22 protein-coding genes and 5 tRNA genes are annotated in these 22,030 nt (G+C 64.7%); 18 read left to right on the forward strand and 9 right to left on the reverse strand.

Going from position 1 to position 22,030, the window contains the following annotated elements; translation table 11 throughout:
* Window positions 1-54 precede the first annotated feature (54 nt).
* A complete protein-coding gene (locus LU688_RS08715; protein WP_038705665.1) occupies window positions 55-705 on the forward strand; it encodes a thiopurine S-methyltransferase in 651 nt (216 codons plus the stop codon).
* Between the two features lie 59 nt (window positions 706-764).
* Here LU688_RS08715 and htpX read toward each other — a convergent pair whose 3' ends face one another.
* A complete protein-coding gene (gene htpX, locus LU688_RS08720; RefSeq protein WP_038705666.1) occupies window positions 765-1,652 on the reverse strand; it encodes a protease HtpX in 888 nt (295 codons plus the stop codon).
* Between the two features lie 228 nt (window positions 1,653-1,880).
* Window positions 1,881-3,092, reverse strand: coding sequence for a pyridoxal phosphate-dependent aminotransferase (locus tag LU688_RS08725; protein WP_038705667.1), 1,212 nt, complete (start codon window positions 3,090-3,092; stop codon window positions 1,881-1,883).
* Window positions 3,093-3,259: 167 nt separating this feature from the next.
* Here LU688_RS08725 and msrB point away from each other — a divergent pair, with 167 nt between their 5' ends.
* Together msrB and LU688_RS08735 are read left to right on the forward strand one after the other, a co-directional pair.
* Window positions 3,260-3,655 (forward strand): peptide-methionine (R)-S-oxide reductase MsrB, encoded by a 396-nt coding sequence (msrB, locus tag LU688_RS08730; RefSeq protein ID WP_023631702.1) that lies wholly within the window; start codon window positions 3,260-3,262, stop codon window positions 3,653-3,655.
* A gap of 12 nt (window positions 3,656-3,667) precedes the next feature.
* On the forward strand, window positions 3,668-4,156 hold the full coding sequence (locus LU688_RS08735; RefSeq protein ID WP_094010662.1) for a glutathione peroxidase: 489 nt from the start codon (window positions 3,668-3,670) through the stop codon (window positions 4,154-4,156).
* On the opposite strand, the gene LU688_RS08740 is transcribed toward LU688_RS08735, so the two are convergent.
* Window positions 4,146-6,500 (reverse strand): response regulator, encoded by a 2,355-nt coding sequence (locus tag LU688_RS08740; RefSeq protein WP_104444260.1) that lies wholly within the window; start codon window positions 6,498-6,500, stop codon window positions 4,146-4,148. The two genes, LU688_RS08735 and LU688_RS08740, sit on opposite strands and share 11 nt — an antisense overlap.
* Before the next feature lie 103 nt (window positions 6,501-6,603).
* Between LU688_RS08740 and LU688_RS08745 the strand changes: the two genes are divergently transcribed.
* A complete protein-coding gene (locus LU688_RS08745; RefSeq protein WP_094010661.1) occupies window positions 6,604-7,491 on the forward strand; it encodes an ATP-binding protein in 888 nt (295 codons plus the stop codon).
* Window positions 7,492-7,974, forward strand: a complete 483-nt coding sequence (locus LU688_RS08750; protein WP_023628840.1) for a GAF domain-containing protein — start codon at window positions 7,492-7,494, stop codon at window positions 7,972-7,974.
* Between the two features lie 79 nt (window positions 7,975-8,053).
* On the opposite strand, the gene LU688_RS08755 is transcribed toward LU688_RS08750, so the two are convergent.
* Window positions 8,054-8,821: a hypothetical protein gene (locus LU688_RS08755; protein ID WP_023628839.1), complete on the reverse strand. Its 768-nt coding sequence runs from the start codon at window positions 8,819-8,821 to the stop codon at window positions 8,054-8,056.
* Window positions 8,822-9,254: 433 nt separating this feature from the next.
* Between LU688_RS08755 and LU688_RS08760 the strand changes: the two genes are divergently transcribed.
* The 6 genes from LU688_RS08760 to LU688_RS08785 all read left to right on the forward strand — a co-directional run bounded on the left by LU688_RS08760 (window position 9,255) and on the right by LU688_RS08785 (window position 10,285).
* Window positions 9,255-9,330 (forward strand) — tRNA-Glu (locus LU688_RS08760).
* A 4-nt stretch (window positions 9,331-9,334) separates the two neighbouring features.
* Window positions 9,335-9,410: transfer RNA gene (locus tag LU688_RS08765), tRNA-Gly, on the forward strand.
* Window positions 9,411-9,502: 92 nt separating this feature from the next.
* Window positions 9,503-9,578 (forward strand) — tRNA-Glu (locus tag LU688_RS08770).
* A gap of 5 nt (window positions 9,579-9,583) precedes the next feature.
* Window positions 9,584-9,659, forward strand: a tRNA-Gly gene (locus tag LU688_RS08775).
* Window positions 9,660-9,739: 80 nt separating this feature from the next.
* Window positions 9,740-9,815: transfer RNA gene (locus LU688_RS08780), tRNA-Gly, on the forward strand.
* A 245-nt stretch (window positions 9,816-10,060) separates the two neighbouring features.
* Window positions 10,061-10,285 (forward strand): hypothetical protein, encoded by a 225-nt coding sequence (locus LU688_RS08785; RefSeq protein WP_023630022.1) that lies wholly within the window; start codon window positions 10,061-10,063, stop codon window positions 10,283-10,285.
* 68 nt (window positions 10,286-10,353) lie between these two features.
* On the opposite strand, the gene LU688_RS08790 is transcribed toward LU688_RS08785, so the two are convergent.
* From LU688_RS08790 to LU688_RS08805, 4 genes are all read right to left on the reverse strand, one after another.
* Entirely contained in the window at window positions 10,354-10,764 is a 411-nt protein-coding gene (locus LU688_RS08790; protein ID WP_023630023.1) for a PA2817 family protein, read from the reverse strand.
* A gap of 155 nt (window positions 10,765-10,919) precedes the next feature.
* Window positions 10,920-13,367 (reverse strand): acyl-CoA dehydrogenase, encoded by a 2,448-nt coding sequence (locus tag LU688_RS08795; protein ID WP_160291066.1) that lies wholly within the window; start codon window positions 13,365-13,367, stop codon window positions 10,920-10,922.
* Between the two features lie 205 nt (window positions 13,368-13,572).
* A complete protein-coding gene (locus LU688_RS08800; protein WP_023631455.1) occupies window positions 13,573-13,812 on the reverse strand; it encodes a DUF3077 domain-containing protein in 240 nt (79 codons plus the stop codon).
* On the reverse strand, window positions 13,809-14,048 hold the full coding sequence (locus LU688_RS08805; RefSeq protein WP_023631456.1) for a hypothetical protein: 240 nt from the start codon (window positions 14,046-14,048) through the stop codon (window positions 13,809-13,811). Before LU688_RS08805 ends, LU688_RS08800 begins: the two co-directional genes overlap by 4 nt.
* Before the next feature lie 400 nt (window positions 14,049-14,448).
* On the opposite strand from LU688_RS08805, the gene LU688_RS08810 reads away from it, so the two are divergent.
* The 3 genes from LU688_RS08810 (at window position 14,449) to LU688_RS08820 (ending at window position 16,914) form a co-directional block, all read left to right on the forward strand.
* A complete protein-coding gene (locus tag LU688_RS08810) occupies window positions 14,449-15,072 on the forward strand; it encodes a glutathione S-transferase (RefSeq protein ID WP_104444246.1) in 624 nt (207 codons plus the stop codon).
* A gap of 133 nt (window positions 15,073-15,205) precedes the next feature.
* Window positions 15,206-16,138: an ABC transporter ATP-binding protein gene (locus LU688_RS08815; protein WP_104444245.1), complete on the forward strand. Its 933-nt coding sequence runs from the start codon at window positions 15,206-15,208 to the stop codon at window positions 16,136-16,138.
* Entirely contained in the window at window positions 16,135-16,914 is a 780-nt protein-coding gene (locus tag LU688_RS08820; RefSeq protein WP_023631459.1) for an ABC transporter permease, read from the forward strand. The genes LU688_RS08815 and LU688_RS08820 overlap by 4 nt, the downstream gene beginning before the upstream one ends.
* On the opposite strand, the gene LU688_RS08825 is transcribed toward LU688_RS08820, so the two are convergent.
* Window positions 16,798-17,445: a DUF2062 domain-containing protein gene (locus LU688_RS08825; protein ID WP_158659543.1), complete on the reverse strand. Its 648-nt coding sequence runs from the start codon at window positions 17,443-17,445 to the stop codon at window positions 16,798-16,800. The genes LU688_RS08820 and LU688_RS08825 overlap by 117 nt on opposite strands.
* Before the next feature lie 144 nt (window positions 17,446-17,589).
* On the opposite strand from LU688_RS08825, the gene LU688_RS08830 reads away from it, so the two are divergent.
* The 4 genes from LU688_RS08830 to lpxK all read left to right on the forward strand — a co-directional run bounded on the left by LU688_RS08830 (window position 17,590) and on the right by lpxK (window position 22,000).
* Window positions 17,590-19,800 (forward strand): DNA internalization-related competence protein ComEC/Rec2, encoded by a 2,211-nt coding sequence (locus tag LU688_RS08830; protein ID WP_104444244.1) that lies wholly within the window; start codon window positions 17,590-17,592, stop codon window positions 19,798-19,800.
* A 123-nt stretch (window positions 19,801-19,923) separates the two neighbouring features.
* On the forward strand, window positions 19,924-20,559 hold the full coding sequence (locus LU688_RS08835) for a MotA/TolQ/ExbB proton channel family protein (protein ID WP_031315993.1): 636 nt from the start codon (window positions 19,924-19,926) through the stop codon (window positions 20,557-20,559).
* Window positions 20,556-20,990: an ExbD/TolR family protein gene (locus LU688_RS08840; protein ID WP_023632003.1), complete on the forward strand. Its 435-nt coding sequence runs from the start codon at window positions 20,556-20,558 to the stop codon at window positions 20,988-20,990. The genes LU688_RS08835 and LU688_RS08840 overlap by 4 nt, the downstream gene beginning before the upstream one ends.
* The gene (gene lpxK / locus LU688_RS08845) at window positions 20,990-22,000 is read left to right on the forward strand and encodes a tetraacyldisaccharide 4'-kinase (RefSeq protein WP_038705672.1); all 1,011 of its coding nucleotides are present in this window, start codon (window positions 20,990-20,992) and stop codon (window positions 21,998-22,000) included. Before LU688_RS08840 ends, lpxK begins: the two co-directional genes overlap by 1 nt.
* The last annotated feature ends 30 nt before the right edge of the window (window positions 22,001-22,030 follow it).

The following is a 22,030-nucleotide window of genomic DNA, read 5'->3' on the forward strand; positions in this document are numbered from 1 at the left end:
ATCGAGATCCAATATAAGTTTTCACAGGCTTTTATCGAAAAACCGGGAGGGATCATGGAGCCAGCGTTCTGGCACAAGCGGTGGGCGGACAACCAGATCGGCTTTCACCAGGCTCAGGTGAACCCGTACCTGCAGGCGCACTGGCCGGCGTTGGGGCTGGCCCCGGGCGCACGGGTTCTGGTGCCGCTGTGTGGCAAGAGCCTGGACATGCTCTGGCTGGCCGCGCAAGGGTATCGGGTGCTGGGTGTGGAACTGTCGCGACGGGCGGTGGAGGATTTCTTCGCCGAGCACGGGCTGTTGGCGCAGGTGACGCGGCACGGGGGCTTCGAAGTGTGGCGCAGCGACGAGGTGGAGCTGTGGTGCGGCGATGTGTTCGCCCTGCGTGCCGAGGATCTGGCTGATTGCGCGGGGGTGTACGACCGGGCGGCGTTGATCGCCTTGCCTGAGCCGATGCGCGAGCGCTACATGGCATTGTTGGGCGAGCAGTTGCCAGCGGCCTGCCGCGGCCTGCTGGTGACCCTCGACTACGACCAGGCCGTGATCGACGGGCCGCCGTTCTCGGTGCCGGACGCCGAGGTGCGGGCGGGGTTTGCCGGGTGGCGGGTCGATGAGGTCGAGGCGGGGGAGATTCTCGACGAGAGTCCGAAGTTTCTCAAAGCTGGTGTCGAAAGTTTGGTTGAGCGAGTCTACAGCGTTCGGCGTTGAAGCTATCGCGGGGCAATGAAAAGGGCGACCGAAGTCGCCCTTTCTTGTTGCTGTCTGGATCAGCCGCGACGGCGCAGGGCGTCGATGCGGTCTTCCAGCGGCGGGTGGCTCATCAGCAGGCCGGCCAGGCCATGCTTGAGACCGCCGTTGATGCCGAAGGCCTTCATCGTGTCGGGCATGTGCACCGGCAGGCCCTGCTCGGAGCGCAGGCGCTGCAGCGCGCCGATCATCGCGCCGGTGCCGGCCAGGTGGGCGCCGGCCTCGTCGGCGCGGAACTCGCGGCGGCGCGAGTACCACATGACGATGATGCTGGCGAGGATGCCCAGCACCAGCTCGGCGACGATGGTCGCGATGAAGTAGGCGATACCGTGGCCTTCTTCGTTCTTGAAGATCACCCGGTCGACGAAGTTGCCGATGATGCGGGCGAAGAACATCACGAAGGTGTTCACCACGCCCTGCACCAGCGCCATGGTGACCATGTCGCCGTTGGCCACGTGACCGATCTCGTGGGCCAGCACCGCGCGCACTTCATCGGGCGAGAAGCGCTCCAGCAGGCCCTGGGACACCGCCACCAGCGCGTCGTTGCGGTTCCAGCCGGTGGCGAAGGCGTTGGCCTCGTAGGCCGGGAAGATGCCTACCTCGGGCATCTTGATGCCGGCCTCGCGGGACAGCTCCTCGACGGTCTGCAACAGCCACTGCTCGTGACGGGTGCGGGGCTGGGTGATGATCTGGGTGCCGGTGGTCATCTTCGCCATCCACTTGGAGATGAACAGCGAGACGAGCGAGCCAGCAAAACCGAACACGGCGCAGAAGACCAGCAGCTGGCCGAGGTTGAGGTCAACCCCGTTGGCGGCCATGAACCCGTTGAAGCCGAACAGGCTCAGGGTAATGCTTGCAACCAGCACCACCGCGAGGTTGGTGGCTACAAACAACAGAATGCGCATCATGGTTGTTACGTTCTCCTGACGGATGAGTTTGTTGCGTACTGCGGGGTATATAAGGGGGAGGGCGCTGCTATTCAACCGGGCGACTATTTCAAACTGTGTACGCGAGGAGTATGGCAGAGGATGGCGTGAGGGCTGTGGGGTAGAGCGTTGCAGGATGTAAGGCAAAAGCATCGCGAGGCAAGTCGCATCGGCGTACCGATGCGACTTGCCTCGCGATGGCGATATGGCTTACTGCGAATAGGTACGTAGGAAGTTGCCGATACGCCCGATCGCCTGTTCCAGGTCGTCCACCCGCGGCAAGGTCACCACGCGGAAGTGGTCCGGCCACGGCCAGTTGAACGCCGTGCCCTGGACGATCAGCAGCTTCTCCGACAGCAGCAGGTCGAGGGCGAATTTCTCGTCGTTGAGGATCGGGCAGACCTTCGGATCGATGCGTGGGAAGGCGTACAGCGCGCCCATCGGCTTGACGCAACTGACCCCGGGGATGTCGTTGAGCAGCTCGTAGGTGCGGTTGCGCTGCTCCAGCAGGCGGCCCGGTGGCAGCACCAGGTCGTTGATGCTCTGGTAGCCGCCCAGGGCGGTCTGGATGGCGTGCTGGGCCGGCACGTTGGCGCACAGGCGCATGTTGGCCAGCATGTCGATGCCTTCGATGTAGCTCGTGGCGTGATGCTTGGGCCCGGAGATGATCAGCCAGCCGGAGCGGAAGCCCGCCACCCGGTACGACTTGGACAGGCCGTTGAAGGTCAGGCACAGCAGGTCCGGGGCCAGCGACGCGGTGCTGATGTGCACGGCCTCGTCGTAGAGGATCTTGTCGTAGATCTCGTCGGAGAACACCACCAGGTTGTGCTGGCGCGCCAGCTCCAGCATGCCCAGCAGCAGCTCCTTGGAGTACACCGCGCCGGTCGGGTTGTTCGGGTTGATGATCACCAATGCCTTGGTGTTCGGGGTGATCTTGGCCTTGATGTCGTCAAGGTCCGGGAACCAGTCGGCCTGCTCGTCGCACAGGTAGTGCACCGGCTTGCCGCCGGCCAGGCTCACCGCGGCGGTCCACAGCGGGTAGTCGGGCGCCGGGATCAGCACTTCGTCGCCGTTGTTGAGCAGCGCCTGCATGGACATGACGATCAGCTCGGACACGCCGTTGCCGAGGTAGATGTCCTCGATGGTGACGCCTTCGATTTCCTTTTGCTGGCAGTACTGCATCACCGCCTTGCGCGCGCTGAACAGGCCCTTGGAGTCGCTGTAGCCCTGGGCGGTGGGCAGGTTGCGGATGACGTCCTGGAGGATCTCGTCCGGCGCCTCGAAACCAAACGGCGCCGGGTTGCCGATGTTCAGCTTGAGGATGCGATGGCCTTCCTCTTCCAGGCGTTTGGCGTGCTTGAGCACTGGGCCGCGAATGTCGTAGCAGACATTGGCGAGCTTGTTCGATTTGCTGAACTGCATGATGAGATCCCGAGTGAGAATACGCGCCGCCTGCTTTCGAAAGGTTTGAAAGGGCGGGAACCGGGTGCCAGACTGACTGCCTTGCACACGAAGCCAACTAATATACGTGCCACCCGCGCCAGGGAAAAGCCGGTGCGAGGTGAAATTCAGCCTGCCGAGGTCCCACCATGCAAAAGATCGACAAAACCCTGGACGAATGGCGCGCCATGCTCGATCCGGCCCAGTACCAGGTGTGCCGCCTGAAAGGCACCGAGCGGCCGTTCAGCGGCAAGTACAACAGCGAGCGCCGCGACGGCGTCTACCACTGCATCTGCTGTGACCTGCCGCTGTTCGACGCCAAGACCAAGTTCGATTCCGGCTGCGGCTGGCCGAGCTTCTACGCGCCGATCGAGGAGGCCGCGATGATCGAGATCCGCGACACCTCCCACGGCATGATCCGCACCGAAGTCACCTGCGCCCAGTGCGACGCCCACCTGGGCCATGTATTTCCCGACGGCCCGCCGCCGACCGGGCTACGCTACTGCATCAACTCGGTGTGCCTGGACCTCAAGCCACGCGATTGACGGAGAGCGAACATGGCCGATGCGCTGCTGGACATCCCCTGCGTCACCCTCGGTGGCGAACAGAAAGTGCTGGGCGACTTCGCCGGCAAGGCGCTGCTGGTGGTCAACACCGCCAGCCAGTGCGGTTTCACCCCGCAGTACAAGGGCCTTGAGCGCCTGTGGCAGGACTACCGCGACCAGGGCCTGGTGGTGCTGGGCTTCCCCTGCAACCAGTTCGGCAAGCAAGAGCCGGGCGACGCCCGGGAGATCGCGCAGTTCTGCGAGCTCAACTTCGGCGTGAGCTTCCCGCTGTTTCGCAAGATCGAAGTCAACGGCCCCGGCGCCCACCCGCTGTTCGCCGAGCTCAAGCGCCGCGCCCCGGGCCTGCTGGGCTCGCAGAAGATCAAGTGGAACTTCACCAAGTTCCTGGTCGACCCGCGCAGCGGCAAGGTCACCCGCTTTGCCCCGACCACCAAGCCCGAGGCGCTGAAAACGGCGATAGAGCCGCTGCTCAACCGCTGACCGGCACCCAGTGCTCGATAAGCGCCAGCAGTTCCTCGCGCCGGAACGGCTTGGCCAGGTAGTCGTTCATGCCCGCGGCGCGGCAGCGTTCGCGCTCCTCGGGCATGGCGTTGGCGGTCAGTGCGACGATTGGCAGCTCTGGCCAGCGGCTGCTCTGGCGGATGCGTCGGCTGGCCTCGTAGCCGTCCATCACCGGCATGTTGCAGTCCATCAGCACCAGGTCGAAGGTATCTCGTTCAAGGCAGTCCAGAGCCTCCTGACCATGGGCAGCCACCTGCACCTGGCAGCCGAGTTTACCCAGCATGCCCTTGGCGACCAGCTGGTTCACTGGGTTGTCCTCCACCAGCAGGATGCGTGCCCTGAGCTCCCGCATTGCCGGCACTTCGTGGGGCAGCGGCGCGTTGGGTTCCCCATGCAGGGTGCGGCGCAGCGTCTGGTACAGGGCATTGCGCGCCAGGGGCCGGGCCAACTGCTGCAAGGGTTGCAGTTGCTCGGCCTGTTCGGCAGGCAGGAAGTTGCCGTAGGCGGTCACCAGCAGGATCGGCGCCGCGATGGCCGGGCGCAGGTCGAGCACGTGTTCCAGGTCGTCGGTGATCAGCAGGTCGACCGGCAGGCCAGCCAGTGCGCTGGCGTCTTCATGGCGCGTGTAATCCAGCCCCCAACGCGGCAGCAGCCCTTGCAGCAGCTCGGCCAGGCCGCTGCCGGGGTTGCCCAGGGCCACCACGCGTCCGCTTATTGCCGCTGGCGGGATAGCCTCGGTGTGCGCCGGTAGTGGCAGGTCGGCGCTGAAACGGCTGCCGAAACCGGTCTCGGAATGAATATGCAGATGTCCCTGCATGGCCTTGCACAGGTTGCGGGTCAGGGCCAGGCCCAGCCCGGTGCCGCCGTATTGGCGGGTGATACCCGCGCCGGCCTGGGTAAACGGCTGGAAGATCCGTGCCTGGGCCTCCTCGGGGATGCCGATGCCGGTGTCGCTGACTTCCAGGCGCACGCCGCCGACGATGCTGCTCAGGCGCACATCGACACGCCCGAAGCGGGTGAACTTGAGCGCGTTGGACAACAGGTTGCTGACGATTTGCCGTACTCGCGTCGGGTCGCCCAGCACCGTGCTGGGAAAATCCGGAGCGATCAGGCAGGTAAGTTCGACACTGGGCGCGGCATTCTGCGACAGCAGGTTGGCGGTGTCCTCGACCATCGCACCGAGGTCGAACGGGATGCGCTCGAGCTCCAGCTGGCCGGCGTCGAACTTCGACAGGTCGAGGATATCGTTGAGCAGCTCCACCAGCACCTTGCCTGAGTCGTGGGCAATCGACAGTTGCTGGCGCTGCTCGGCGGCCAGGCCGCTGTCCAGCGCCAGCGCGATCATGCCCAGCATGCCGTTGAGCGGCGTGCGGATCTCGTGGCTCATGTTGGCCAGGAAGGCGGCGCGGGCCTGGGCCATGTCCAGGGCGCGCTGGCGCGCTTCGTCCAGCTCCTGGTTGGACAGGCTCAGGCGGCTGTTGCTGGCCTTGAGCTCGTTGGTGCGAGCCGAGACGATATCTTCCAGCTCGTTGAGGTACTGGGTCAGGCGGTTCTCGGCGGTGCGCCGCTGCTGGATCTCGGTGGCCATGCTGACGAACTGCTGGTTGGCGACCCGTACCAGCACGCCGATCTCGTCGTTCTCGTGGCCCTTGGGGCAGTCCACGCGGTTCTGCCTGGGCGTGCGCGCATCGTTGCCGCTGAGCGCGCCGATTACCGTCACCAGCGGTTTGGTCAGCATCAGGTAGAACAGCGCCAGGAGAATACCGGTGAGCACCAGGCTGCGGGCGAAGCCGTTGACCAAGGTGACCCCGGCGCGGTCGAGGAAGCGCCCGCCGAAGGCGTAGGTGTCGACGTCCAGGTACAGGGTGCCGAGGTATTCCTCGGGCATATGGGCGAGGAACAGCCGGTCCTGAAACACCCGCTGCTCGCCGAACAGGAAGTCCGACAACGGCCGGTAGCGGCTTTCCATGCGCGGTCGCTGCACGTCGGCCAGCACCGTGTCGTTGTTGTCGATCAACCGCGCACGGATCAGCGCCGGGGATTTCAACAGCCCGCCGGTCAGCTCCTGGGCAAGCTCGGTGTCGATGTTGTAGGCGATGCGCGAGGCCGTGTCGTGGCTGATCTTCAGCAGCGCCTGAATTTCACGGTTGATGGACGCGTCTTCGCTGGCATAATCGATGCCGATCTGGATGAGACTGAGCAATGTTCCCAGGATGAAGCCGACCAGGACTGTCAACCGGGCTTGCTTGTATGACAGGCGATTGGTGAACTTGATATCCATGGGTCCCAAGCCGGTTACTTGCTCCGTGCGCTGCGCAAGCATAGCCGATCAGCCCTGGCTGCTGGCGGGTCTGTCTGTTCATTTCAGTTGAGCGTCGATTAAGGGCCGCTGCGCGCCCCAAAAACTGAAATCAATAGGAGTCGCCATGGACGCCCGCCTTACCGCTTTTCTCGACCGCGCCGAATTAGTCCTCGCCCGCCTCGAACCCCTGCTGCCGGCCCCGCGCCCGGACATCGACTGGACCCGCACCCTCGCCGCCCGCTGGCAGCGCGATGGCCGCAGCGGCTACCTGATGCCGCTGGAGGTCAGCCTCGATATCCGCCTGTCCGACCTGATTGGCGTCGACCAGCAGCGCGAGCAGTTGGGCCGCAACACCCACCAGTTCATCAACGGCCTGCCGGCCAACCACGCCCTGCTGTGGGGCTCGCGCGGCACTGGCAAGTCGTCGCTGGTGCGCGCGCTGTTGGCCGAGCACGCAGGCCAGGGCCTGCGCCTGATTGAGATCGAGCGCGACCACCTGGCCGACCTGCCGCGGGTGGTCGAGCAACTGCACAAGCTCAAGCAGCGCTTCATCCTGTTCTGCGACGACCTCTCGTTCGAGGCCGGAGAGGGCGACTACCGGGTACTCAAGAGCGTGCTCGACGGCTCGCTGGAGCAGGCCCCGGACAACGTGCTGCTGTACGCCACCTCCAACCGCCGCCACCTGGTGCCGGAGAAGCAGAGCGACAACGAAAACTGGAAGATGGTCGACGGCGAGCTGCACCCCAACGAAGCGGTGGAGGACAAGATCGCCCTGTCCGACCGCTTCGGCCTGTGGCTGTCGTTCTACCCGTTCAGCCAGGAGCATTTCCTCAACGTGGTCGAGCACTGGATCGGCCAGCTGGCGCGCCCGGCCGGGCTGCAGTGGCAGCGCAGCGAAGCGCTCGACATCCTCGCCGTGCGCTGGGCCACCGGCCGCGGCAACCGTAATGGCCGTTGTGCCTATCAGTTCGCCCGCTACTGGGTCGGGCTGCAATTGCTGGAGCAGAAATAAATGATCGACCTCAACGCCAGTGGCCAAGGCCTCGACGGCTACGACCTGCTGGCCGCGCAAGTGCAGGCGCTGTTCGCCGACGAGCGCGACTTCATCGCCAACGCCGCGCAGTTCTCGGCCTTTTTGTACAACCAGATGGACGACCTGAATTGGGCGGGCTTCTATATCAACCGCAACGAAGAGCTGGTGCTCGGCCCGTTCCAGGGCCAGGTAGCCTGCGTGCGCATTCCGTTCAGCCGGGGTGTATGCGGCGCCGCCGCTGCCACCCGCAGCACCCAGCGAGTGGAGGACGTGCATGCCTTCCCCGGGCATATCGCCTGCGACAGTGCCTCGAACAGCGAGCTGGTGATTCCGCTGGTCAAGGCGGGCAGGCTGATCGGCGTGCTCGACCTGGACAGCCCGAAGCTGGCGCGCTTCAGCGCGGCTGACCAGGCGGGGCTGGAGCGCCTGGTCGAGGTGTTCCTCGAGTTGACCGACTGCTGAAATGAACAAGGGGCCTGCGAAGGCCCCTTGTTCTTGTTACGGCGTGGAAACGGGCTTGCCCGCGACAGGGCCGGTACTGTCAGTCGTAGATCACCTTCTTCTTCCAGGTCTCGTCCTCATCGGTTTTGAGCCCCTGGGTCAGCGCGTTCTGGTCGTTCTCTGCCGGCTCCATCTGGTCCAGCACCTGGGCGTTGGCCCGGTTCAGCAATTTCTCCATGTAGGTCAGCTGCTCTTCATACTGCTTGGGCTCCGGCTGCTTGCGCAGGTACTGCACGCCGCGCTCGAAGGCCAGGCGCGCCTGGCCCGGCTGGTTCTGCTGCAGGGCCTGCTGGCCGAGGTTGTTGAAGAACTCGATATGCAGCAGCACCAGGATATGGCGGATCTCCTTGACCCAATACTTGCCTTCGTTGGTCGCCAGGAAGCCTTCCTGAGTGGCACGCACGATCTGGTTGTGCAGCAGTTCCAGCAAAAAGCGCACGTCCTTGGCCTTTACCTCGGTCTGGATGGGCGAGGGCGGGTTACTGACCGGTATCCTCTCGCCTTGGGCGATCAGCCCTTCCAGCTCGGCGATGCGCGCCTTGAGGTCGCCACTGTGCTTGTCCAGGGCCAGCTGGCGCTGGTTGAGGTTCAGTTCGAGGCGGGTCAGCAGCAGTTTGAGCGCGGGCGTCATGAATTGCCCGGGGAAGGTCTCGGTGATCTCGCCGCAACGGCGCAGGCGGTCGGCCAGCTCGACCTTGAGCCGTGCACGCTCGAGCTTGCCGTTCTCGACCACATTGTTCAGGTAGCCGATCACGATCAGCAGCGCGATACCTGCAACGATAAGCAGGGTGATCAGAAGTGGTGTCACCGTTAACGCCTCATGAAGAAGTTTTGCATCTATCGAGAGTGTAGTGAGTCCGCCCGAAAGCGAACAGTGCAGCCCGGCGGAACAGCCTGCGCTCCATTGAATCTGTGGCGGATTCATGGGAGCCGGCTTGCCCCGCGATCAGGCCCTCAAGCCTTGCCTATATGTATCGGCCCGTAATCCAAAACCTACAGATGCTGGCACATCGCTACGAGCTTGCCGAGCCGGCGTCAGAAAAGCAACGCCAATCCCCGGACACATCCTGCATCACTGCCCATGACGACGGGAAGTCATTGATTTAAATAAATTTCTACAAAGGGGTTGACGACCCTGCGAGGCATCCATAGAATGCGCGCCACTTGCAGCGTAAAGCACACAGCGAAACGCGGCAGGGAGTGAAAGCAAGCAGTACTTTAATAGGTAATGCGAGCAGCGTGTCCCCTTCGTCTAGTGGCCTAGGACACCGCCCTTTCACGGCGGTAACAGGGGTTCGAGTCCCCTAGGGGACGCCACATTGCGGGAATAGCTCAGTTGGTAGAGCACGACCTTGCCAAGGTCGGGGTCGCGAGTTCGAGTCTCGTTTCCCGCTCCAGTTTCTCCGGCACTGCTTCGGCAGGGCAGGAAAAGAAAATCCAGGCTGAATCGTGAGGTTCATGTTCTGGTGCGCTGAAAAGCGTCGGCTTAGTCCCCTTCGTCTAGTGGCCTAGGACACCGCCCTTTCACGGCGGTAACAGGGGTTCGAGTCCCCTAGGGGACGCCATATTTGCGGGAATAGCTCAGTTGGTAGAGCACGACCTTGCCAAGGTCGGGGTCGCGAGTTCGAGTCTCGTTTCCCGCTCCAGTTTAAATGCATCGTTCCGACGGTGCAGGTGGTGAAGGTCTTCAAGGCGCTTCACGCCACATGCGGTAAAGCTTCACCCTGCGGGAATAGCTCAGTTGGTAGAGCACGACCTTGCCAAGGTCGGGGTCGCGAGTTCGAGTCTCGTTTCCCGCTCCAAATTGAAAACGCCACTTCGTTTGAAGTGGCGTTTTTTTTTGCTCGTATGGTTGGTTTTTGGGGCGAGCTGGCTCGGCATGCCTATCAATTTTACTAGTTGGCTAATGTCGTCTGGAGGCGTACAACGGCATGATGCTACTCGTTACGAGCCCGATGTTCGTTCGGACTCGCTCCATCAGTTTACTCTGTCAGGGGGGAATGTTGGGCGCACCTGATTCCATTCTCCCTTGAACAAGGAAGGAGCAATGACCGTGACGATCGGAAAGACGGATTTGGAAGTCCAGCTGGAGATATGTAAACGGGCGGTCGATGCGTGGAGGCGTTATGAAGAAAGTAAAGGGCAGCACCCCCCTTCGCAGGTACAGCGACTTCGACTGGAAGCCGAGTTCTTATTTTCTTCGGCGCATCATTTTTTTGGGGGCAAGGCTAGTATTTCCCCTGACTTGCTAGATCGTGATTTGTCAGAGTGAGTTCACTTGCCCTGCTATGGCGATTGGGGTTCCCGGCCCAGATCAGGCCGGGATGCATCTATACCAGATCAGTGAATATCACCCTGAGCAGGTTTGGCTAGCAGTTGCTTTTCTTGATGCCAATCAAACGCTTCACCGCTCTGCTCTGCTTCGTACCGGCGCTCTTCTAGCGTCTGGTAAAGCTCCAGCTCTTCATCCGGCATGAAGTGCAGGCAATCGCCACCAAAGAACCACAACAAATCACGCGGCACCAGGTGGGCGATCTGCGGATAGCGCTGGATCACCTGGCAGATCAGGTCCTGGCCCAGGTACTGGCTTTGCAGCGGGTCCTGCGGCAGCAGGGTGAGCAGTTCGTCGAAGCGCTCGAGGAACAGGGCGTGGCTTTCCTCCGGAACCTGTTCGGCTTCACCCAGCGCGGCCAGGATGGTGCGCAGGTGGTGGAGCAGTTGCAGGTGGTATTCCAGGTGGGGGTTGGCCATGGCGGCGCTCCTCGGTGGTTGAAACGGGGGGCGGAGTATACGCCGGTTGGGCGAGGGAGGCACCCGGCGTTGATCGTCAGGGCACTTGTGTTGCTGGTACCGGCCTTATCGCCGGCAAGCCGGCGAAAGGGCCGCACAGCGGCCCCGTCGTCCTATCAGCGAATCTTGCCTGTCACAGGCTCCAGTTGCGCCTTGTCGAACGCATCCACATCGATCACCACCCGGCGTGCCTGCTCGGCTTGATTCAGGCGCTGGCCTTCCTCTCCCTGCAGCACACCTGCTTCGATGGCGGCGTCGATCACCGATTGCCCGGCTGCCGCCTGCACCTTGCCTTCCTTGACCGCCTGATGCAGCGCCTTGTGCTGCGGGGCCACATCGTCCAGCAGGTCACAGGCCGTCTGTAGCGCGGCCACCGGGTCGCCTTCGGCTTGAGGCCTGAAGCAGCCCTCCAGCACTGCTTCGAGCGCCGGGTCGCCTTTGCGCCGGCCGATCAAGGCGGCCACCTCGGCATCCAGCTCATCGCTCGGACCGCTATGCCTGCGGCCAAATGGGAACACCAGCACGCGCAGGGCGCAGCCGATGAAGCGGTTGGGGAAGTTGTCGAGCAGCGCGGCGAGCGCCTTTTCCGCCTGGCCCAGGTTTTCCTCCATTGCCCAGCGCAACAACGGGCGCAGGTGCTCGGGCGAGCCCAGGTCGTGGTAGCGCTTGAGCGCGGCGCTGGACAGGTAGAGGTAGCTGAGTACATCGCCCAGTCGGGCGCTCAGGCGCTCGCGGCGCTTGAGCGCACCGCCCAGCAGCATCATCGACAGGTCGGCCAGCAGGGCGAAGGCCGCCGCCTGGCGGTTGAGGGCGCGGAAATAGCCCTGGCTCAGGGCATCGCCCGGGACCTTCTCGAAATGCCCCAGGCCCAGACCCAGCACCAGGGTGCTGGCGGCGTTGCCGGCGGCGAACAGGATGTGCTGCATCAGCAGGTCGTCGAACTCTTTGAGCGCCTGGTCATGGTCCTCGCGCCCCGCCAGGGCCATTTCCCTGAGCACGAACGGGTGGCAGCGGATGGCGCCCTGGCCAAAGATCATCAGGTTGCGCGAGAGGATGTTGGCGCCCTCGACGGTGATGAAGATCGGCGCGCCTTGCCAGTTGCGGCCCAGGTAGTTGTTCGGGCCCATGATGATGCCCTTGCCGCCGTGCACGTCCATGGCGTGCTGGATGCATTCGCGGCCGCGCTCGGTGAGGTGGTACTTGAGGATTGCCGACAACACCGAGGGTTTTTCGCCCAGGTCCACGGCCTGGGCGGTGAGCAGGCGGGCGCTGTCCATCAGCCAGGCGTTGCCGCCGATGCGCGCCAGCGACTCCTGGATGCCCTCGAAGGCGGCCAGCGGCACGTTGAACTGTTCGCGCACGCGGGCGTACTGGCCGGTGACCAGGCTGGTGTACTTGGCCGCGCCGGTGCCGACCGCGGGCAGGGAGATGGAGCGGCCCACCGACAGGCAGTTCATCAGCATCATCCAGCCCTTGCCGAGCATTTCCTGGCCGCCGATCAGGCAGTCCAGCGGCACGAACACGTCCTTGCCGCTGTTGGGCCCGTTCATGAACGCCGCGCCCAGGGGCAGGTGGCGCTGGCCAATCTCCACGCCCGGCAGGTCGGTGGGGATCAGCGCCAGGCTGATGCCCAGCTCGGCCTGCTCACCCAGCAGGTGCTCGGGGTCGTAGGCCTTGAAAGCCAGGCCCAGCAGGGTGGCTACCGGGCCGAGGGTGATGTAGCGCTTCTCCCAGTTCAGGCGCAGGCCGATGACTTCCTCGCCTTGCCACTGGCCTTTGCAGATGACGCCGGTATCGGGCATGGCGCCGGCGTCGGAGCCGGCCAGGGGGCCTGTGAGGGCGAAGCAGGGGATGTCGTCGCCGCGGGCCAGGCGCGGCAGGTAGTGATTGCGTTGCGCCTCGGTGCCGTAGTGCAGCAGCAGCTCGGCCGGGCCCAGGGAGTTGGGCACCATCACCGTGGAGGCCAGGTCGCCGCTGCGGGTGGCCAGTTTCATCGCCACCTGCGAGTGGGCGTAGGCCGAGAAGCCCTTGCCGCCGTATTCCTTGGGGATGATCAGGGCGAAGAAGCCGTGCTGCTTGATGAAGTCCCAGGCCTGCGGCGGCAGGTCGAGGTCCTGGCCGATCTGCCAGTCGCTGACCATGGCGCACAGTTGCTCGGTGGGGCCGTCGATGAAGGCCTGTTCTTCCTCGCTGAGCTTGGGCGCGGGGTAGTCGAGCAGGGTGTCCCAGTCGGGGCGGCCGCTGAACAGGTGGCCGTCCCACCACACGGTGCCGGCATCGATGGCTTCGCGCTCGGTGGGGGACATTGGCGGCAGGACGCGCTGGAACCAGCTGAACATCGGTGCGGTGAACAGTTTACGGCGCAGCTCCGGCAGGGCGAAGAAGGCCGCCTTGACGGCGATCACCACCCAGATCAGCGCCAGCAGCCAGCCTGGCGCGGTGCTGAAGATGCCCATCAGCAGGGTATAGGCGGCGATGGCCGCGAGGATCTGCAGGGGCGCCAGGCGCCGGTGCAAGAGATACGCGGCGCCAAGCACCAGGACCAGCAACCACAACAGCAACATGATTCTTCCTCCTTGGAAGCGAGCGTTAGGCCAACCCAAAGAGCTTAGACGCGCCGGGGTGGATGGCCTGCCTAGGAAATGACAGGGCGGGGCGCTGGGAGTTCGGTGGGGAATGTCATGCAGTCATCGCGGGGCAAGCCCGCTCTCACGCCAGATATGCAATGTGGGCGTGGGCGCGGGCCTGCCCCGCGATGCGGTCATCAGATTATCTGGCGCGATTCAACCCCAGTTCCATGTCGTCGATCAGCGCCTTGGCCATGGCGCTGAGGATGCGCGCCGAGCTGCCGGCCAGCAGGTCGCCCTCCATTTCCGCTTCGCAGGTCAGGTGGCGAATGCAGCCGAGCAGCACCGACAGCTCGCTGAAGGCATCCTCGAAGGTAACGCCCGGCTCGATCTTGAACAGGTCCAGGCAGGTGGTGCGGCCTGCGGTATGGCCGCGGCTCATGGCTGCACCTGTGGCTTGTGCTCGAGCAGGGCGCAGGCGAGCTGGCCGAGGTAGTCGCTGGCGGTGAACAGGCGGTCCTGGGTTTCGCCGGGCTTGGTCTTGAAGTAGATATCGAGGACGTCGGAAATGGCGGTGGCCACTTCGACGGCGGCGGACATGGCTTCTTCGCGGGTGAGGGTGGGGCGGATGCTGATGAAGGGGGCGAGGCGGGGTGGGTCTGGGACGATTTTTTTCATGGTAGAGAGTCCTATGCGGTCAATGAAACCGCCATTCAGGTCCTTTCTCACGAGGTCAGGGTGGCGGCCGTGTACGAGGTGAGAAAACCGGGACATAGGACAAACCCGGTCAGACGGAAGTCTGCCCGCACACGGCCACCATGACGAAGCCGCTGGTTGTCATATGTAGTCGGGTTTCTCACGCCCGGTCACCAAATGTGGCGACCCGGTGAAGTTATCCCTGGGGTATTTCCCCGACAACGCGGCGGCTTCCGGCAAGCGCGTAGGATAGTTCCCAAGCTTTGCTGGCTGAAGCATTTTGTTTCAGATTCGGAAATATCTGACAGAACGCGGGGGCCGCTGGCACCGCTCACCGCTTGGAGTAGACTGTCCCACCTCCCGCATTCATAAGGACGTTGCCATGCTGAAGATCTGGGGCCGCAAGAATTCGAGCAATGTGCGCAAGGCGTTGTGGATCGCCCACGAGCTGGGCCTGGACTTTGAGTCCATCGATGCCGGCGGCGCCTTCGGCGTGGTCAACGAACCGCACTACCGGGCCCTGAACCCCAACGGCCTGGTGCCCATGCTCGAAGACGGCGATCTGGTGCTGTGGGAGTCCAACACCATCGTGCGCTACCTGTGCGCCGAGTACGGTGCAGAGCAGGGCTGGTACCTGGACGACCCGCGCCGGCGCGCCCTGGCGGACAAGTGGATGGACTGGACCACCTCGTCCTTCGCCGGCCCGTTCCGCCCGCTGTTCTGGGGCCTGCTGCGCACCCCCGAGGACCAGCGCGACTGGGTGGCGATCAACGCCGCGCACAAGCAGTGCGCCCAGTTGCTGGCCATCGCCGACGAGACCCTGGCCAAGCAGCCGTACCTTTCCGGCGAGCAGATCGGCATGGGCGACATCCCCCTGGGCAGCTTCATCTACGCCTGGTTCGAAATGCCGATTGAACGCCCGGCCATGTATCACCTCGAAGCCTGGTACGAGCGCCTCAAGCAACGCCCGGCCTACCAGGCGGCGGTGATGACCGCCCTGACGTGACGCCACTTCGATAATCACTATCGATACATGTGACTGTACTTGTGCGGCCGGGCCTTGCACCATGGCCGCACTCACTGCGCCAGTGTCTTTGCCTGGCGTGTCCCGAACCTTTTTCATCGGTACCTGACCCGCCATGAGTTCCGCCCTGTCCATTCGACAGCTGACCAAGACCTACGGCAACGGCTTCCAGGCCCTCAAGGGCATCGACCTGGATGTAGCCGAAGGCGACTTCTTCGCCTTGCTCGGCCCCAACGGCGCCGGCAAGTCCACCACCATCGGCATTCTCTCGACCCTGGTGAACAAGACCAGCGGCACGGTCAACGTGTTCGGCAACGACCTGGACCGCTCTCCCGCGGCGCTCAAGCGCTGCCTGGGCGTGGTGCCCCAGGAGTTCAATTTCAACCAGTTCGAGAAGACCTTCGATATCGTCGTTACCCAGGCCGGCTACTACGGCATCCCGCCCAAGGTGGCCAAGGAGCGGGCCGAGCAGTACCTCACGCAACTGGGCCTGTGGGACAAGCGCGACGTGCCTTCGCGCTCGCTGTCCGGCGGCATGAAGCGCCGGCTGATGATCGCCCGGGCGCTGATCCACGAGCCACGCCTGCTGATCCTCGACGAACCGACTGCGGGGGTGGACATCGAGCTGCGCCGTTCGATGTGGAGCTTCCTCACCGAGCTCAACCAGAAAGGCATCACCATCATCCTCACCACCCACTACCTCGAAGAGGCCGAGCAGCTGTGCCGCAACATCGGCATCATCGACCACGGCACCATCGTCGAGAACACCAGCATGCGCCAGCTGCTGGGCAAGCTGCATGTCGAGACCTTCGTCCTTGACCTGCGCCACGACCTGCCCGCCGCGCCCGAGCTGCAGGGCTACCCGTGCCGGCTGATCACCCCGCACACGCTGGAGGTTCAGGTGGACAAGGACATTGGCATCACCGCGCTGTTCGGCCAGCTGGCGCTGCAGAACATCGAGGTGCAGAGCCTGCGCAACAAGACCAACCGACTCGAGGAGCTGTTCGTGTCCCTGGTGGAAAAGAACCTGTCGAAGGTGGCCGTATGAGTGTGGAACTGCGCACCAACTGGGTCGCCCTGAACACCATCGTCTACCGCGAAGTGCGGCGCTTCCTGCGTATCTGGCCGCAGACCCTGCTGCCGCCGGCGATCACCATGGTCCTGTACTTCGTGATCTTCGGTAACCTGATCGGCCGGCAGATCGGCGACATGGGTGGCTTCACCTACATGGAGTACATCGTGCCTGGGCTGATCATGATGTCGGTGATCACCAACTCTTACGGCAACGTGGTATCGAGCTTCTTCGGCAGCAAGTTCCAGCGCTCCATCGAGGAGCTGATGGTGTCGCCGGTGTCGCCGCACACCATCCTGGTCGGCTATGTGTTGGGTGGCGTGTTGCGCGGCTTGGCGGTGGGGGTGATCGTGACCTTCCTGTCGCTGTTCTTTACCCATTTGCAGGTGCATCACCTGGGGGTGACCGTCATCGTGGTGTTGCTGACCGCGACCATCTTCTCGCTGCTGGGCTTCGTCAACGCGGTGTTCGCCCGCAACTTCGACGATATCTCGATCATCCCGACCTTCGTGCTGACACCGCTGACCTACCTGGGCGGGGTGTTCTACTCGATCAACCTGCTGCCGCCGTTCTGGCAGACCGTATCGCTGGCAAACCCGGTGCTGCACATGGTCAACTCGTTCCGCTACGGCATCCTAGGGGTGTCGGATATCAGTATTGGCACGGCGATCAGCTTCATGCTGGTGGCCACCGCGGTGCTCTACGTGCTGTGCGTGCGCCTGTTGGTCAGCGGCCGCGGCATGCGCGCCTGAGCCCTGGTTGGGGTTGGCAGCGCAGCGACACTGGCGCCGGCGCCACTGCCGGCCCACCCACCAGCGCCAGTAGCCCATGGTGGTGAAGTAGGCGAGCACGCCCAGCACCACCCCGCACACCACCGAGCCGAGCAGGAACGGTTGCCAGATCGTCGCCAGCTGCTCGGTGACCCAGTCGACGGTGATCGACTCGGGCAGCGTGCGTGGCGGCACCTGCAGCAGCCAGGCACCGGTCATGTAGGTGACGAAGAACACCGGCGGCATGGTCAGCGGGTTGGTCAGCCACACCAGGCTCACCGCGATCGGCAGGTTGCCGCGCACGGGAATGGCCAGCGCGGCGGCCAGCAGCATTTGCATGGGGATGGGAATGAGCGCGGCGAACAGGCCGACGCCCATGGCCCGCGCCACCGAATGGCGATTCAGGTGCCAGAGGTTGGGGTCGTGCAGCAGCTTGCCGAAGAAGCGTAAGGATTTATGTTCGCGGATGCTGGTCGGGTCCGGCATGTAGCGTTTGAACAGACGGCGCGGCATGTGGGCTCCCGGCAGGGTTGAAGGGCGTCAGTATGCCCTGATTGAAACGCAGCCTCGTTCAGAGTTTGTGACAATTGATTAGCAGGTTTTCCCCGCCAATCGGCTAAGCCTCAGGGGTCGTGATCGCTTCTGGAGCTCTATCTCATGCGCGCAGGGATGCTGGCCCTGGTGCTCGGGCTGTTGAGCCTGCGCTTTTTGCCCGTTTTGCCGCCGGTCGGGTGGCTGATTCCGTTGCTGTTGCTGGCCTTGGCCTGTCTGCGCACGCGGATCTGGCCGCTGGGCTGGTTCGTGCTGGGTGGCTGTTGGGCCTGCTGGTCGGCGCAGCAGGCGCTGGATGATCGACTGGCCCCGGCGCTGGATGGCCGCACACTGTGGTTGGAGGGGCGGGTGGTGGGGCTGCCGACTCGCACGGAGCGCGGCGTGCGTTTCGAGCTGGAGCATGCTGAGTCGCGCCGGGCGCAATTGCCCAGGCGCCTGCAACTTAGCTGGTTTGCCGGGCCTGAATTGCGCGCCGGTGAGCGTTGGCGCCTGGCGGTGAACCTGCGCCAGCCCCATGGGCTGCTCAACCCCCATGGCCCGGACCGCGAAGCATTGTTGTTGGCCCGGGGTATCGGCGCCACTGGCTCGGTCAAGGCCGGCGAGCAGGTCGGGCAGGCTGCGGTGCATTGGCGCGATGCCGTGCGCCAGCGGTTGATGAACTTGGATGCCCATGGGCGCGAGGCGGCGCTGACGGCCCTGGTGCTGGGCGACGGCGCCGGGCTCGCGCGCGAGGATTGGCAGACCCTGCAGGCCACCGGCACGGTGCACCTGCTGGTGATCTCTGGCCAGCATATCGGGCTGTTGGCCGGGCTGGTGTACGGCCTGGTCGCGGGCCTGGCGCGGTTGGGCGCCTGGCCATCGCGCTGGCCGTGGCTGCCCTGGGCTTGTGGCCTGGGCATGGCCGCGGCATTGGGCTACGGCTGGCTGGCCGGCTTCGGCGTGCCGGTGCAACGGGCCTGCCTGATGCTGGCGGTGGTGTTGCTCTGGCGCCTGCGCTTCAGGCACCTGGGGGCAGCCTTGCCGCTGCTGTTGGCGTTGTCGGGGGTGTTGCTGATCAATCCATTGGCCAGTCTGCTGCCGGGTTTCTGGCTGTCATTTGCCGCGGTTGGCGTGCTGGTGCTGTGCTTCTCTGCCCGGCTCGGCGCCTGGCGGCCCTGGCAGGCCTGGAGCCGCGCCCAGTGGGTAATCGCCGTGGGCCTGTTGCCGGTGCTGCTGGCGCTGGGGCTGCCGGTCAGCCTGACGGCGCCGCTGGCCAACCTGCTGGCGGTGCCCTGGATCAGTTTCGCGGTGTTGCCCCTGGCCTTGCTTGGTACGGCGACGTTGCCAGTGGCTGGGGTGGGGGAGGGGCTGCTGTGGCTGGCGGGGCTTTCGCTGGAGGGGCTGTTTCGCCTGCTGGCGCAGCTTGCGGGGCAGTTGCCTGCATGGCTGCCCGAACCGTTGCCGCTGTGGGCCTGGCTGTTGGTCGCGCTGGGCGCGCTGTTGTTGCTGCTGCCTCGGGGCGTGCCGTTGCGCTTGCCGGGCGCGGTGATGCTGCTGGCCTTGTGGGCGCCGCGTGAGCAGGTGCCCCTTGGGCAGGTGCAGGTGTGGCAGCTGGATGTCGGCCAGGGCCTGGCGGTGCTGCTGCGTACCCGTCATCACGCGCTGTTGTACGACGCCGGGCCTGCGCACGGGGACAGCGACCTGGGCGAGAGCGTGGTGCTGCCGACCTTGCGCAGGTTGGGGGTCAGGCACCTCGACCTGATGCTGGTCAGCCACGGTCACGCCGATCATGCCGGCGGGGCGGCGGCGGTGCGCCGGGGGCTGCCGGTGACGCGGGTGCTGGCCGGGGAGGTTGCCGGGCTTGCGCCTGCCGCGCTGTGCGAAAGTGGTGAGCGCTGGCGCTGGGATGGGGTCGATTTCGAGCTGTGGCATTGGCCGCAAGGCACGTCCAGCAACGACCGTTCCTGCGTGCTGCGGGTGGTGGCCAATGGCGAGCGCCTGCTGCTGGCCGGCGACATGGAGGCCGCGGCGGAGCGGGCTTGGCTGGCGGCCAGCGAGGATCCGCGTATCGACTGGCTGCAGGCGCCGCACCATGGCAGCCGCACGTCGTCCACCGAACCGTTCATCAAGGCGCTGGCGCCGCGCGGGGTGATGATTTCGCGGGGGAGGAACAACGGTTTCGGGCATCCGCATGCGCAGGTGATCGAGCGCTATCGGCGCCATGGGGTGCAGGTGCATGACACGGCGCTGGCGGGCGCGCTGGAGTTGCGCCTGGGGCGCCAGGGTGCGGTGGTGGAGGGGCGTGCGCAGCGCAGGTTCTGGCGCGAAGGCGAATGACGCTATCGCGGGGCAAGCCCGCTCCCACGTTGCCATGCGGTGGGCGATTCCCTGACCTCCGGCAGATGAGCCCCAGGCGGTCCTATGGTAGAGTGGCGGCCTTTTTCCGAGGGGATGCTTACTGTGTGGGAATTGGTCAAGTCCGGTGGCTGGATGATGCTGCCGATCATCCTGAGCTCCATCGTTGCCATGGCGATCGTCGTCGAGCGTCTATGGACCTTGCGCGCCAGCCGTGTCAGCCCACCGCACTTGCTGGGCCAGGTGTGGATGTGGATCAAGGACAAGCAGCTCACCAGTGACAAGCTCAAGGCCCTGCGCGCCGATTCGCCGCTGGGCGAGATCCTCGCCGCGGGCCTGGCCAACTCGCGCCATGGTCGCGAGATCATGAAGGAGTGCATCGAAGAGGCAGCCTCGCGGGTCATCCACGAGCTGGAGCGCTACATCGGCACCCTCGGCACCATCGCCGCCATGGCCCCGCTGCTGGGCCTGCTGGGCACCGTGCTGGGCATGATCGACATCTTCAGCGCCTTCATGGGCTCGCAGATGACCGCCAACGCCGCGGTACTGGCCGGCGGTATTTCCAAGGCCCTGGTCACCACCGCGGCCGGCCTGATGGTCGGTATCCCGGCGGTGTTCTTCCACCGCTTCCTGCTGCGCCGCATCGATGAACTGGTGGTGGGCATGGAGCAGGAGGCGATCAAGCTGGTCGAGGTGCTGCAGGGCGACCGCGAAGTGGAAGTGGCCGGAGGCAAGGCGTGAAGTTCCGGCGCAATCGCCAGCGCGAGAACGTCGACATCAACCTGGCGTCGTTGATCGACGTGGTGTTCGTGCTGCTGCTGTTCTTCGTGGTCACCACCACCTTCACCCGCGAGACCCAGCTGCGTGTCGAGCTCCCTGAAGCAAGCAGTGCCGCGCCCGCGCAGCCCGATGATGGCAAGCTGATCGAAGTCACCATCAGTGCCGACGGCGTGTATTCGGTGAACAACCACCTGCTGCCCAAGAGCGACCTGGCCACCCTGACCGAAGCCATCGAGAAGGAGTCCGGCGGTGACATCACCCTGCCGCTGGCGATCAGCGCCGATGGCAAGACCCCGCACCAGGCAGTGATCACCGCAATGGATGCGGCCGGCAAGCTCGGCTTCAGCAAGTTGCGCATGACCACCGTCGAGGCCGCGCAGGGCAATCCCTGATGGCCTTCGCCGACCGTCTGCTCGCCGCCTGGTATGCCGGGCACCCGGCGCTGGCCCTGCTGCGCCCGCTGGAGGCGCTGTATCGTCGCGTGGTGACGCGCAAGCGTGCGCGCTTTCTCAGCGGCATCAGCCCCAGCTACCGCGCCCCGGTGCCCGTGATCGTGGTGGGCAATATCACCGTGGGCGGTACCGGCAAGACACCGATGATCCTCTGGCTGATCGAGCACTGCCGCCGGCAGGGGCTGAAGGTCGGCGTGGTCAGCCGTGGCTACGGCGCCAAGCCGCCGCAGTATCCCTGGCGTGTCGCCGCCGACCAGCTCGCCGATCAGGCCGGCGACGAGCCTTTGCTGATCGTCCAGCGCACCGGCGTGCCGCTACTGATCGACCCCGACCGCTCCCGTGCCGTGCAGGCACTGCTGGCCAGCGATGCGCCGGACCTGATCCTGTGTGACGACGGCATGCAGCATTACCGCCTGGCCCGCGACCTGGAGCTGGTCCTAATCGACGCCGTCCGTGGCCTGGGCAACCGTCGCTGCCTGCCGGCCGGCCCGTTGCGCGAGCCCGCCGAGCGCCTGGCCGAGGCCGACGCGGTGTTGTTCAATGGCGCCGAGGCTGACCGCGACGACGGCTTTGCCTTCCGCCTGCAGCCGTCGGCACTGATCAACCTGCGCAGCGGCGAGCGCCGCGAGCTCGACCTGTTTCCCGCTGGCCAGGCGCTGCACGCCGTGGCCGGCATTGGCAACCCGCAACGTTTCTTCAACACCCTGCTGGGGCTAAACTGGCAGCCGGTGCCGCACCCCTTTGCCGACCATGCGCCGTACAGCCGCGAAGTGCTGTCGTTCAGCCCGCCGCTGCCGTTGGTGATGACCGAGAAGGATGCGGTGAAATGCCGGCCGTTCGCTGCCGACGACTGGTGGTACCTGGCGGTCGATGCCGTACCCTCGCAGGCGTTCGTCGCCTGGTTCGACGCCGAGCTCGATCGCCTGCTGCCTGGCCGCCCCCGGCCCTGAGCCTTTTTCAATTTCCGTTTCAAGGAAGCT

The sequence above is a fragment of the Pseudomonas soli genome (assembly GCF_021283165.2).
Lineage (GTDB): Bacteria > Pseudomonadota > Gammaproteobacteria > Pseudomonadales > Pseudomonadaceae > Aquipseudomonas > Aquipseudomonas soli.